At 35.7% G+C, this 13601-nt stretch carries 11 protein-coding genes; 4 read left to right on the forward strand and 7 right to left on the reverse strand.

Annotation, left to right across the window (positions count from 1 at the left end; all coding sequences use genetic code 11):
• Positions 1-39: 39 nt before the first annotated feature.
• The 3 genes from yidD to exaC all read right to left on the reverse strand — a co-directional run bounded on the left by yidD (position 40) and on the right by exaC (position 2289).
• Positions 40-261, reverse strand: coding sequence for a membrane protein insertion efficiency factor YidD (gene yidD / locus B5X55_RS00955; protein WP_079511070.1), 222 nt, complete (start codon positions 259-261; stop codon positions 40-42).
• A 116-nt stretch (positions 262-377) separates the two neighbouring features.
• Positions 378-752 carry a DUF779 domain-containing protein gene (locus B5X55_RS00960; RefSeq protein ID WP_079510524.1) on the reverse strand — a complete coding sequence of 125 codons (375 nt, stop codon included), beginning with the start codon at positions 750-752 and terminating at the stop codon, positions 378-380.
• Between the two features lie 13 nt (positions 753-765).
• The gene (gene exaC / locus B5X55_RS00965) at positions 766-2289 is read right to left on the reverse strand and encodes an acetaldehyde dehydrogenase ExaC (RefSeq protein WP_079510525.1); all 1524 of its coding nucleotides are present in this window, start codon (positions 2287-2289) and stop codon (positions 766-768) included.
• 196 nt (positions 2290-2485) lie between these two features.
• On the opposite strand from exaC, the gene B5X55_RS00970 reads away from it, so the two are divergent.
• Complete coding sequence (locus B5X55_RS00970; protein WP_234999630.1) at positions 2486-3409, forward strand: AraC family transcriptional regulator; 924 nt, start codon at positions 2486-2488, stop codon at positions 3407-3409.
• Between the two features lie 2 nt (positions 3410-3411).
• On the opposite strand, the gene cysS is transcribed toward B5X55_RS00970, so the two are convergent.
• Complete coding sequence (cysS, locus tag B5X55_RS00975; RefSeq protein WP_079510526.1) at positions 3412-4890, reverse strand: cysteine--tRNA ligase; 1479 nt, start codon at positions 4888-4890, stop codon at positions 3412-3414.
• 17 nt (positions 4891-4907) lie between these two features.
• A complete protein-coding gene (gene folE, locus B5X55_RS00980; protein WP_079510527.1) occupies positions 4908-5588 on the reverse strand; it encodes a GTP cyclohydrolase I FolE in 681 nt (226 codons plus the stop codon).
• A gap of 134 nt (positions 5589-5722) precedes the next feature.
• On the opposite strand from folE, the gene B5X55_RS00985 reads away from it, so the two are divergent.
• Both B5X55_RS00985 and B5X55_RS00990 read left to right on the forward strand, forming a co-directional pair.
• The gene (locus B5X55_RS00985; RefSeq protein WP_079510528.1) at positions 5723-7525 is read left to right on the forward strand and encodes a T9SS type B sorting domain-containing protein; all 1803 of its coding nucleotides are present in this window, start codon (positions 5723-5725) and stop codon (positions 7523-7525) included.
• A gap of 124 nt (positions 7526-7649) precedes the next feature.
• Entirely contained in the window at positions 7650-9095 is a 1446-nt protein-coding gene (locus B5X55_RS00990) for a T9SS type B sorting domain-containing protein (RefSeq protein ID WP_079510529.1), read from the forward strand.
• Positions 9096-9144: 49 nt separating this feature from the next.
• Here B5X55_RS00990 and B5X55_RS00995 read toward each other — a convergent pair whose 3' ends face one another.
• Complete coding sequence (locus B5X55_RS00995) at positions 9145-10650, reverse strand: OmpP1/FadL family transporter (protein WP_079510530.1); 1506 nt, start codon at positions 10648-10650, stop codon at positions 9145-9147.
• A 33-nt stretch (positions 10651-10683) separates the two neighbouring features.
• Positions 10684-11940, reverse strand: coding sequence for a hypothetical protein (locus B5X55_RS01000; RefSeq protein ID WP_079510531.1), 1257 nt, complete (start codon positions 11938-11940; stop codon positions 10684-10686).
• A gap of 138 nt (positions 11941-12078) precedes the next feature.
• Here B5X55_RS01000 and proS point away from each other — a divergent pair, with 138 nt between their 5' ends.
• Positions 12079-13554 (forward strand): proline--tRNA ligase, encoded by a 1476-nt coding sequence (gene proS, locus B5X55_RS01005; protein ID WP_079510532.1) that lies wholly within the window; start codon positions 12079-12081, stop codon positions 13552-13554.
• Positions 13555-13601: the final 47 nt, after the last annotated feature.

Below are 13601 nucleotides of genomic sequence, written 5' to 3' on the forward strand. Positions count from 1 at the left end.
CCTCATTAAGAAAGATAACAATTGTACGAATTCTAATTTTCAGGGTACAGGGTCGTATCCTTTACCACCCCAAGGGTTACAGCTAAATATTCGCTTTGTAGCTAACCATCCACCTTTAAATAATCCGTGTTTTTTTAAAGCCTCTACCGTATATTGAGAACAAGTAGGGGAGTACCTACACGTTGCAGGTGTATAGGGTGATATTGCTAATTGATAAAAACGTACCAATAGTACAAAAGGGGCAATCAGAATTTTTTTTATAGAAATGTTCAAAGCCGAGAATTAATACTGCAAATTTAATATAAAACAGCTAACTCTTTAAAAATAACAAGTCCGTATGTATTACATACGGACTTGTTTCAATAGCTTTAATTTATTTAAGCGCCAATTCTTATGGGTTCTAGATGTTCGGCTTCCTCTTCAGAATATAATCTTGATCTAATTAAAAATCGTATGCCTAAAGGAATTTCTAATGAAAAACTAGAGCCTCTGCCTGGGGTAACGTCAATGGTTAATTGTGTGTGCTTCCAATATTCAAATTGGTCTTTTGACATATGAAAATCACAACCTTCAATATTACCTAGCCAAACATCATTATCGTCAAGCATTAAATCACCTTTTGTAAAACACATAGGAGAAGAACCATCACAGCAGCCTCCACTTTGGTGAAACATGAGTTCGCCATGTGTCTTTTTTAATTCAGCTATTATAGCTGCTGCTTTTTCGGTTACTAATACCCTTTTAGTTTTCATTTTAATTTGCTCTTTAAAAGAATCCCATTGCTTTTTTGTCGTATGATATAAGCATGTTTTTGGTTTGTCGGTAGTGGGCTAACATCATTTTGTGATTCTCTCTACCAATACCAGACTTTTTATATCCACCAAATGGTGCGTGAGCAGGATACAAGTGATAACAGTTGACCCAAACTCTACCAGCTTTTATTGCTCTTGATATTTGATATGCTTGGTGTGTATCTCTGGTCCATACACCAGCGCCTAAACCATATAAGGTGTCGTTAGCGATTTCGATGGCTTCAGCTTCATCTTTAAAAGTAGTCACACAAAGTACAGGTCCGAATATTTCCTCTTGAAACACCCGCATTTTGTTATTGCCTTTTAATATAGTTGGTTGAATATAATACCCACCTTCTAAGCCTTCGTTGTAAGCTTGCTCACCACCAGTTAGTACTTCACAACCTTCTTCTTTTCCGATTTTTATATAACTCAATATTTTCTCAAATTGGTCATTCGATGCTTGTGCACCCATCATCGTATTTGGGTCTAACGGATGTCCCATTCTTATGGCTTTGGTACGTTCAATAACACGTTCTATAAACTTATCATAAATGCTTTCTTGAACTAACATTCTAGACGGGCAAGTACAGACTTCGCCTTGGTTTAAAGCAAACATATTGGCGCCTTCTAAACATTTATCGAAGAATTCATCGTCGGCGTCCATAATACTTTCAAAAAACACATTTGGAGATTTTCCGCCTAATTCTAAGGTAACGGGAGTAATATTTTTAGATGCGTACTGCATGATTAATTGACCAGTAGTCGTTTCACCAGTAAACGCAATTTTGTCTATTCTTGGGCTTGATGCTAATGGTTTTCCGGCTTCGGCGCCAAAACCATTAACCACATTAAGAACACCTGCTGGTAAAATACCTTCGATGATTTCCATCAAAATTAAGATGCCAACTGGTGTTTGTTCTGCGGGTTTAAGTACAACACAATTTCCTGCTGCCAAGGCCGGTGCTAATTTCCATGTTGCCATTAATAGAGGAAAATTCCATGGTATAATTTGTCCGACAACACCTAAAGGTTCTGTAATATTTAGTGCCACGGTGTTGGAATCTAATTCACTTACCGAACCTTCTTCTGCTCTTATAACCCCAGCAAAATACCTAAAATGGTCAACAGCTAGCGGTAAATCTGCTGCTCTTGTTTCGCGAATAGCTTTACCATTGTCCCAAGTTTCTGCTCTTGCCAGTACTTCTAGATTTTGCTCAATTTTATCGGCAATTTTTAAAAGCATATTGCTTCTTTCTGTTGCTGATGATGTATTCCATGACGGAGCTGCTTTCCATGCTGCATCAATCGCTAATTCAATATCCTCGGCAGTGGACCTTGGAATTTTAGTAAAAGACTTTCCATCTACAGGAGAAATATTATCAAAGTATTCACCTTTGGAAGGTGCTACCCATTTACCACCAATAAAGTTTTCATATTGGTTTTTGAACTTTGGCTTTTGAAGAATATCCTTCTCTACGGTTGCTGTTGTACTCATAGTATATGATTTAAGTTAATAATAATGTTTAATGGTCGCATCAAAATAACTTGTACGACCTTCTAAATTTACTTCTCATATCCTTAATTTATCTGACGTATTCTACGAATTACATGAACAATTCTACCATTTATTGATATTATGATTTTTTTAAGTATAAAATTTCGTAAATTTCTTAATCATAAGAATATGTAGTGTGATACATTTATCAGAACATTTTTTAAAGGGAAGACGGTTAGAAACTTTAGTTGAAAACCAAACATCCTATTTTATGAATAATGCAGCCATGCATGTTTTTGAAACACATGAGCAAGCGAAAACTGTATTGTTGAAATTTGAGCAACCTGTTTTAGCTAGCATGATTCAAGGAAAAAAGATTATGCATTTACGTGATTATGAATCGTTTGATTTTTTACCTGGCGAATCATTAGTATTGCCGGCTAACGAAAGTATGTGTATTGATTTTCCTGAGGCAATGGCGAAAAACCCAACTAGGTGTTTGGCAATGGCTATTTCTGAAGATAAAATAGACAAAGTGCTACAATTTATGAATGAAAATATGCCAAAGGACAGTAGGGAAGATTGGGGTATTATGGACTATAATTTTCACTTTGTAAATGACAGAGGCATCTTTCAAATAATTCAGCGCCTATTGTTTTTGTTTACTGAAGATCATCCTTCAAAAGATATTTTTGTGGATAACATGCTGCGGGAGTTAATCATTCGAGTTCTACAATCAAACGAACGAAAAATTTATAGTAATGCAACACTTTCAATTAAAAGTGAAAGTAGGTTAACTGAGGTTATACGGTATATAAGAAATAATGTACATAAATCGCTTCAAGTAGAGCAGTTAAGTAAAATTGCTTGTATGAGTGTCTCCAATTTTTACAGAACCTTTAAATCTGAATTAGGAATTTCACCTGTCGAATTCATTAATAATGAGCGTATAAAATTAGCTGTTGGGTTATTGCAAGACCCTAACCGAAGTATTAAAGATGTATATCTAGATTGTGGTTTTGAAAGTAGGTCTTATTTTAATAGAGTATTTAAAACAAGGCAAAACTTAGCGCCTGGTGAATACCAGTCTAAAATAAAAAAATCTAGATTGTTAGATTAAAATTATAGACTATACGTGGTGCCTTCTTTACCATCTTTAAGTTGAATGCCTAAAGAAGCCAATTGATCTCGAATCTTATCTGAAGTGGCAAAATCTTTATTTTCCCTAGCTGATTTACGTAACTCAATCAATAGCTCAACAACACCACCTAATTTTTCAGAATCTGCATCAGAACTACTTTTGTTTTCAAGTCCTAATACGTCAAATACAAAATTGTGTATTGTGTTTTCAAGTTCTACCCTATCTTCTTCCGTAATAGTTTCTGTACCTTCTTTAATAAGATTGATATGCTTTACAGCATCGAATAATGTCGCTATTAAAATTGGGGTATTAAAATCATCATTCATGGCAGCATAACATGAAGATTTCCAATCGAAAATATTGAAATTTGTTGTCTTACCTGTGTTTAAAGATTTTAATGAACTTATTGCTTCCATTAATTTATTAAAGCCTTTCTCAGAAGCTAAAAGTGCTTCATTGCTTATATCTAAAATACTGGTATAATGTGCTTGCATCATAAAGAAACGAACCATAGATGGAGAGAATGGTTTGCTAAGGATTTCATTTTCACCAGAGAAAATTTCCCCAGGAAGTATACTATTTCCTGTAGATTTAGCCATTTTTCTACCGTTTAGTGTCAACATATTAGCATGTAGCCAATAATTCACAGGGCTTTTGCCATTACAGGCTTCGGCTTGTGCTATTTCGCATTCATGATGTGGAAATTTTAAATCCATACCACCACCGTGAATATCAAAAGTTTCCCCTAAATATTTAGTACTCATTGCGGTACACTCTAAATGCCAGCCTGGGAAACCATCTCCCCACGGCGAAGGCCAACGCATAATGTGTTGTGGTTCCGCTTTTTTCCAAAGAGCAAAATCTTGAGGATTATGTTTGTCGTCTTGAGCGGCAAGATTACGGGTATTCGCAATCATATCTTCAAGCTTGCGACCACTAAGTTTACCGTATTCGTGCTCTTTGTTGAATTTGGCTACATCAAAATATACAGAGCCATTGGTTTCATAGGCAAATCCTTTTTCAAGAATATCTTTAATAATTTCAATTTGCTCTATAATATGACCTGTCGCAGTCGGTTCAATACTTGGAGGTAAGAAATTGAATTTTTCTAAGATATTATGAAAATCGACAGTATATCGTTGTACAACTTCCATCGGTTCTAATTTTTCTAACCTGGCTTTTTTTGCAATTTTATCTTCACCATCCTCAGCGTCATCTACTAAATGGCCCGCGTCAGTTATATTTCTAACATACCGAACTTTATAGCCTAGATGCCTGAAATACCTAAAAATCATATCGAAGGACATGAAAGTTCTACAATTGCCTAAATGCACATTGCTGTACACAGTAGGCCCACAAACGTACATGCCAATATAGCCTTCGTTTATTGGTTTGAAAACTTCTTTTTTCCCCGTTAAGGAATTATATACTCTAATTTCTTGATTTTCGTACAATTGCATGAAGAAGCTATATGCGATTAAAAATGGGTGTCTAGATTAAGGTAATTCAAAAACTCACGGCGTACCAATTCTTCCTTGAATTTACCGCCATATTCAGCAGTTACAGTGCTACTATCAATATCACGTATTCCTCTTGAGTTAACACAAAGGTGTTTAGCGTCTATAACGCAAGCAACATCTTCAGTACCTAAAACCTTTTGTAATTCTCTAACGATTTGAATATTCAAACGTTCTTGAACTTGTGGTCTTTTTGCATAATAATCGACAACGCGGTTCATTTTAGAGAGTCCGACTACGGTGCCGTTAGAGATATAGGCTACATGTGCACGGCCAACAATCGGTAAAAAATGGTGTTCGCAAGTAGAATACAACGTAATATTTTTCTCTACTAACATTTCGCCGTATTTATACTTATTGTCGAAGGTAGAAGCTTTTGGTTTTTTATTAGGGTGTAGACCTCCAAATATTTCGTTTACGTACATTTTAGCAACTCGATTAGGAGTTCCTTTTAAACTATCATCGTTTAAATCTAGGCCTAGTGTAAGCATAATGTCACGAACATTTTCACGTATACGCTCAATCTTCGTAGCGTCATCTAAAACAAAGGCGTCTTTGCGTAATGGGGTATCCTCAGAAGTAGAAATATGATCGTTTCCTAATTCATCAAATTGATTTTCCAATGTATCCTCAATTTTCATTTCAACTAACTTTTACAAGTTGCAAAGATATACAATATGTGCCACTTTATAACTAAATAGGGGCATTACACAACATAAATTAGACATATCGTTAAGGTCTAGTTAATTTTAAAATTAGAAATTTTGAACCCCCTATGACCAAGTATGGTATAACCATTCTCCTTTTAAATTTATTTGGCGCCCTATCTTGTTTTTCGCAAGTAGCACTAGATTGCGTTAATGCTATTCCTATTTGTAACAATACCCCAATTAATGCGGGTACCGACGGTTATGGCTTAGATGATTTTAATGGAGCTTCAGTGTCTGGTTGTATAACTCAAGCAACAGGTACCGTAGAAACAAATTCTGCATGGTATCGTTTTAGAGCTGCAGAGACCGGTCAACTAGGTTTTAACATAGGTTTTAATTCAAATGAAGATTGGGACTTTGCTTTATATAAAACCGATGATTGTAGAGATTTAGGTGAGCCTATACGATGTAACTATTTCGATAATTCAGATGACAGTATTTATATAGGTGTTGGTCAAGATCCAACAGGAGTTGCCAATATACAATATGAAGATTGGTTAGAAGTTTCACCTAGTGAAGATTATTACTTGTTGATTAATAATTACAGCAACAATAATTCTGGATTCTCAATACAATTCTCAGGAAACATTTTTGTTGAATTTCCAAACTCGGCGTTAGACTGTAACATTATAGATAATTTATTAGGTCCGCCAAAAATTGCGTGTGATAATGAAAATGTAATTTTAGATGCTACAACATCAGATGCGATAGATTATGAATGGTATTTGGATATAGGGGCAGGGTATCAACCTATACCAGGTGAAAGCGGCCCAGAATTAAATGTAGCTGTATCTGCCATGTATCGGGTTTTAGTCGTTAGACCGTCAGGAAATAATTTAATAAGTGAAACACAAGTAGCTTATGCGCCTGCGCCATTTACATATGAATTAACTGACGAAACAGCTTGTTTAGATGGTACCGTTATTGATTTTAATTCGAAGGATTTAGAAGCTTTGGGAGGTCAAAGTTCATTAGAATTTCTTGTTACCTATCATTCCTCAATTGAAGAGGCAATGAATGGGATTAATGCGCTGCCTAAAGAATACATACCCACTCAAACCTTAGAAACAATTTTTGTTCGTACCACATCATTAGAAAATGGTAATTGTTATGACGCATCAGAATCTTTTGATATAAACGGTATTGAGTTACCGTATTTAGATTTTGATACGAATGTATTTATTTGTGGAGATACTCCCGTTGTTACTATAGGGCAAAGAATTCCAGATTCTAATTATACTTATGAATGGAGTTCAGGGCAAAACACTTCACTGATAACAGTTGCAGAAGAAGGTGTTTATACTTTATCTGTTACTAATGTGGTAGGTGCTTTGCAATGTATTACTGTTCGTTCTGTAACTGTGATTTTTTCTAGACCACCTGTTATTTCTGATGTTACTATCTTATATGAAGATGATGCTTCGAATGTGATTTCAATATTTTTAGAAGAAGATGGTGATTTTGATTATCAAGTGGATAATGAAGAACCTCAAAGTAGTTCTATATTTAATAATCTATTTCCTGGTGAGCATACTATTACTGTTACTGATTTAAATGGATGTGGTTTAGATTCAAAGGATATAGTGGTTGTAGGCTTTCCTAAGTTTTTTACGCCTAATGCAGATGGCGTAAATGATAAATGGAAGGTTGACGGACTTTCAGTTTTAGATAACCCTGTAATAACAATCTATAATCGATATGGTAAATTATTATATCAATTAAATGAAGATTCAAATGGCTGGGACGGTACATTTAAAGGTGTGTTATTGCCAGAATCAGATTATTGGTTCAAGTTATCGTATACCAATTCTTTAGGACAAGACACCAATGCTGCATATATAAACAATCATTTTACATTAAAGCGATAACACCTTAAGAGGTATCTAAAAAGTGTATTTTATCGATTAAACACCATAAAAATCGATGTAGGATACTAAAGTTAGGCATGTGAAGTTATGATATACGATACGTATACTAATAGCCACTCTATTTATGAGAACACTTCTTTGTTCTATATGTTGTTTGTTTCTTTTCTATTGGAATTCAACTGCTCAAAATTCAGCCGATTGTAGAACGGCAATTCCTGTATGTGCAGATCAACCTATTATGGGAATCGCTGGGGGTACTGGCGATGTCTATGATTTTGATCCAGAGTTTATACTACAAACAGGATGCTTGGAGAAAGGAAGTCTTGTATCTGCTAATATTGAATTTAATACTTCTTGGTTTATCTTTAGGGCAGGTACCGGTGGTCAAGTTGGTTTTGATATTGAAGCATTAGCTTCTACTGGAACGATACCTACTGCAGAATGGGATTTTGCTGTATTTGGCCCTGATGTTGATTGTGCCGATATAAGCAATGGTACAGCACAACCGATACGTTGTAATTATGAAGTGAATGATACTGATTTTACGGGACTAGGTGTGAATCCTGAAAGCGGGCAAGAAGGTGCAGCTTCATTAACAGGTAGTCAAAACACTTATGATGAATATTTAGATGTGCTGCCAGGTGAGATATATTATATTCTGATTAATAATTTTGCCGATAATTTCACAGGAGACCCAGAACCTTTTATGTTAACCTTTACAGGAAGTTCTGTTAGTGATAATCAAGATACTGCTTTAGATTGTACACTTAGAGACGAATTTTTAGGATTGGATATAATCGCTTGTGAAGGTGATGATGATATTACTATAAGTGCATTGAACTCTCCTGCAGGCGCTGATATTGCAAATGTTGAGTGGACCGTTGATTATGAAGATGATGGTGTAGTAGATGATACGCTTACTGGATCTGGAGATTTTGGGGCAGAATTAGTAGTAGTAAGCCCTAACTCTGGTCGTTATTTCGCGACAATTACTACAATTTCAGGAACACCTCCAACAGTAAGTGACGATAGTGGCGTATTAATTACATTTTTTGGAACGCCGATACTAGATCGGGTAGAAACATTAGATACCAACCTATCCATTGATCCCGACCAGAATAATATTGAATTTTTTGTTGAGGGTGATGGGGACTATGAATATGCTATTAATGGTGGCGAGTTTCAAGACAATTCTGTATTTATGAATGTTCCACCAGGTATTAATACCGTGATTATTAATGATAAAAACGGATGTGGAACTACAGAGCCTAGGGATTTTTTAGTGGTTGGGTATTCTAAATTTTTCACGCCCAATGGCGATGGTATTAATGATACCTGGAATATTAAAGGTATTGAAAGACCAGATTTGATTACCAATCCTGTTGTTTTTGTTTTTGATAGATATGGTAAGCTTCTAAAACAACTAAGAGCTACCGATAGATGGGATGGTACTTTTAATGGCCGACAGATGCCTTCTACTGATTATTGGTTTCGATTTGAATATGGTGAGATAGAGGAGGGGTTATTAGTGGCTAAAACAAGAAAAACACATTTTTCATTAAAGAGATAAAAAAAGGGAGCAAATTTGCTCCCTTTTTTATATTTAGCAATAAACTTAATTAGAAGTTTATCGTGTAGCTTAACGTTGCATTGGTGTTGATCCTATTAATTATCGCTGGTGTAGTAATGCCAGTATCAAATAATCGTTCGTTAATATCTTGCTGAGAACGGCTTAAGGCAAAATCTAATCTACTACCTCCAAAATTATAACCGATACCACCAGAAACGGCATTTAAATCACCTATTGTATTACCATTTGCATAAGGGCTTTGCTCAAAACGATAACCAGCTCTTAAGCTAACTTGTTCAATTTTGTATTCGCCACCTAATCTAAATGTAGATACCGTGCCTAGGTCATTAGAAATTTGATTGTTAACGGTTTGAAAACTTGGGTCGCTTGTAGGTCGTAATTCTGCCTTTGAAAAATCTTGAAATCCGTAATCAAAACTTAATAATCCATCTTGTGCAAAGATGACGGCTAAGCTTCCACTCAACTTGCTTGGTGTTTTAATAGTATAAGAATCAAAAAGATTTACAATGTTAAGATCAATAAAATTAATTTCATCATCCGCCAAATTAGAATTGATGCGTTGAGAAAAATCATCTTCTAATTGATACCATGTAGGGGATTGGTAGCTACCACCTAAACGTACGTATTCATTTAATTTGGCAATAGCACCCATGCTAAATGAGAACCCGTTACCATTAGTTTGTAAATAGTTATCGAAAGTTGTTCGCTGTATTTCTGAAGCAGGGTCATATCCATTTTCAGTGAATTGGTCAAACCTTGAATATATTACATTATGAAAATTTAACGAAGCACCCATATAAATATTCTCTTTAAATTGAGAGCCCATATTCAAGGTGAATTTACTGTTATAGCCAGTAGTTCTTCTTAAAAACTCCTGATTTACAGAATTGTAAATGGTATTACTAACATAATCGGTGTTATTGTCATCTTCTGAAATAGGGTCAAGAATACCTCCATAATATCCTAAGAATGCCTGTTGTTCTTTATAACCTTGATTAGAGCCGATATCTAAATATGCTTCTTCTATATATTCACCGTCTTGGCGTAGAATAGACCCGAAAGGTGTGCCTTGTGCAAAATTTAAGAAGTAGTTGTCAATACCTTGAGTGCTGTTTCCAGCTACGTAATATGAATTGTCGAAATTATCGACTACATCATAATTAAAGGCCAAAGTAAATTTCTGCCAATCGGAATTGGAATTGGTATTTTTAAAAACAAATGCACCACCAATCTGATTTAAATCTAAATTGTTATTCTCTGAATTTATGTTATTTCCAAAATAACTAGATTGATTTTTAGTGTTGTAGTTAGAACCAGAAATGGTAAATAAGCTATTGTTGAAAACAGCTGACCCCGCCGGATTTACATTTAAAGAGGATAAATCACCTCCTAAGGCTCCAAAAGCTCCGCCCATTGCTTGAAAGCGAGCAGTTCCTTGAAGGTTCTCGGTACTGTAGCGTAATACATCATTTATGTTCTGAGCACTACCGAGAGTGCACACCGCCAGTGTTATGAAAGTTAAATATCTTTTCATAGCAATATTTTGAATTTTAAAAAATTATTGAATTTAATTATTTCTACCACTACTTCTGCTAGATGACGACGAACCAGAAGATCTAGAAGACCCACTGCTTGAGCTTCTTGCCGACGAACCAGAACTTCTAGAGCTACTACTGCCTGAACTTCTATATGAGCCGCTAGAATTACTTCTTGAGCTGTTGCTAGAACTTCTGTAAGACCCACTATTTGAACTTCTTGTAGAACGACCGGTTGAATAATTGTTTCCTGTTCTTGAGCTACTATTTCCAGAACTTCTATAGGTTGAGGTTCTTGGAGTCATAACTCTACTGCTAGACCTTGTGGTGCCTGATGTATTCGGACTTGTAGAATATCTGCTAGAGCTTCGCGAAGACGTACTGTATCTTGGTGTAGCCCTTGTGCTTCTACTTGTTCTGTAAGCTCTGTTCTGATCTACACCAACAGTTCTTCTTGTTGTGTTTCCAGAATAAGTTCTTGCACTACGTGTATTTGAAGAACTTCTTGCTGCAGATGCTCTAGAATCGGTACTTCTGTATCTAGGAGAATCTCCTCTTGTGTTTACATTAGATCTACCTCTTAACGCACTTGTTGTAGCACCGTTATTTATTGTATTTCTATTGTAATTGCCTCTTCTAGAGTTGTTATAGGCATAACTTCTATTTGTGTAGCCATAATTGCGGTTATAGTTTCTGTATCCGTATCCGTAACCATATCCATAGTAAGGATTGTTCCATCCGTATCCATAACCTGCATAGCCATATCCGAAGCCACCATATCCCCAATTATTCCACCTGTTCCATCTCCAAGGATTATTCCAGCCATATCCATAATAACCACCATATCCCCAATTGTTCCATCCCCAAACAGGATTTGCCCAACCATAAAGCCCTCCGTATCCCCAATTATTCCATCCATTGTCATAAATGTTAATACTTACATTAGAATTATTATCGCCCCAACCACCGTAACCTTGGTAGTCATTTTCGCTTGAATAATAATCTGTTAATTGATCTTGAGGTACACTGTCATTTACGGTATTACTCGAGTAAGAGTCAACATCTGTAAAAATTTCGCTATCCAATATTTCATCATATTGATTGGCCTTTTCTCCAAAATAATCAGAATAGGTGTCGGTTTCTGGATTATTTTGCTGATAATTTCGTTGCTCTGGTCTTCTTTCTACTGTGGTTGGCGTATTATCAGAATAAATACCGTCATTGTCATAATAAGAAGATTGCTGGTAAGAACCACATGAAGCTATTATTAAACCTAGGGTCACCAACATTGTTATGTTTCGAAGTCTGTTGTGGGGTAAAGAATATATCATCGGATCAAAATTATATTGTTGAACATATTAAAAATAACTAGTTTTACCCAATTAATTTATTATAATATTCACAAAATTTGTGCCAAACTCCAGAAAATGAGTAAAAATTTGACTAAGAGAAGTGAGGATTATTCCAAATGGTATAATGAACTAGTAGTGAAGGCAGATTTGGCTGAGAACTCTGGTGTTAGAGGTTGTATGGTGATAAAGCCCTACGGTTATGGAATATGGGAGAAGATGCAGGCAGGCTTGGACAAAATGTTTAAGGAGACCGGACATGAAAATGCGTATTTTCCATTATTTATACCAAAATCATATTTCAGTAGAGAGGCTAGTCATGTAGAAGGCTTTGCTAAAGAATGTGCGGTAGTTACCCATTACAGATTAAAAAATGCTGAAGATGGTAGTGGAATTATTGTAGATCCCGATGCTAAGCTGGAAGAAGAGTTGATTGTAAGGCCAACTTCTGAAACAATAATATGGGATACTTATAGAAAATGGATTCAGTCGTATAGAGACTTGCCTTTATTGATTAATCAATGGGCAAATGTTGTACGCTGGGAAATGAGAACTAGACTGTTCTTAAGAACATCTGAGTTTTTATGGCAAGAAGGCCACACTGCGCATGCTACTGAAAAAGAAGCAATAGCAGAAGCAGAACAAATGATGAATGTGTATGCTGATTTTGCCGAGAACCACATGGCAGTACCTGTAATTAAAGGAACTAAAACCGAAAGCGAACGTTTTGCCGGTGCAATTGAAACCTATTGTATAGAAGCATTGATGCAAGATGGTAAAGCATTACAGGCAGGAACATCACATTTCTTAGGGCAGAATTTCGCAAAGGCCTTCGATGTTAAATTCGCGACTAAAGAAGGTGGTAAAGAATATGTATGGGCTACCTCATGGGGAGTTTCAACTAGATTGATGGGAGCGTTGGTGATGACGCACAGTGATGATAATGGTCTAGTGATTCCTCCAAAATTGGCGCCAATTCAAGTGGTAATTATTCCTATTTATAAAGGATTGGATCAGTTAGATGAAATTTCTGAAAAAGTATTGCCATTGGTAAAAGAATTAAGGTCTAAGGGTATTTCGGTAAAGTTCGATAATAGAGATACTCATAAGCCTGGCTTTAAATTTAATGAGTATGAACTACGCGGAGTGCCTGTTAGGTTGGCAATAGGGCCAAGGGATATGGAAAATGGCACATTTGAAGTCGCTAGAAGAGATACTTTGCAAAAAGAAACAGTTTCTGCTACCGATGTGGTAGCCAAGATTGAGTTTCTTATGGAGGATATTCAGAAGAATATGTACCAAAAGGCATTGGATTATCGTACGAAACATATTACTAAAGTTGATTCTTATGATGAATTCAAGAAAATTTTAGAGGATAAAGGTGGATTTATATCTGCGCATTGGGATGGTAGCAAGGAAACAGAAGAGCGTGTGAAAAATGAGACAAAAGCAACGATTAGGTGTATTCCTATTGACGCTGTGGCTGAAGAAGGAGTATGTATGGTTACTGGTAAACCATCAAATAAAAGGGTGTTATTTGCGAAAGCATATTAATTTTTTTAAAAAATAATATACAGGGGTTGTGATAGTAAAAAATATTT

The organism is Maribacter arcticus (assembly GCF_900167935.1).
In the GTDB taxonomy this organism is placed as follows: Bacteria; Bacteroidota; Bacteroidia; order Flavobacteriales; family Flavobacteriaceae; genus Maribacter; species Maribacter arcticus.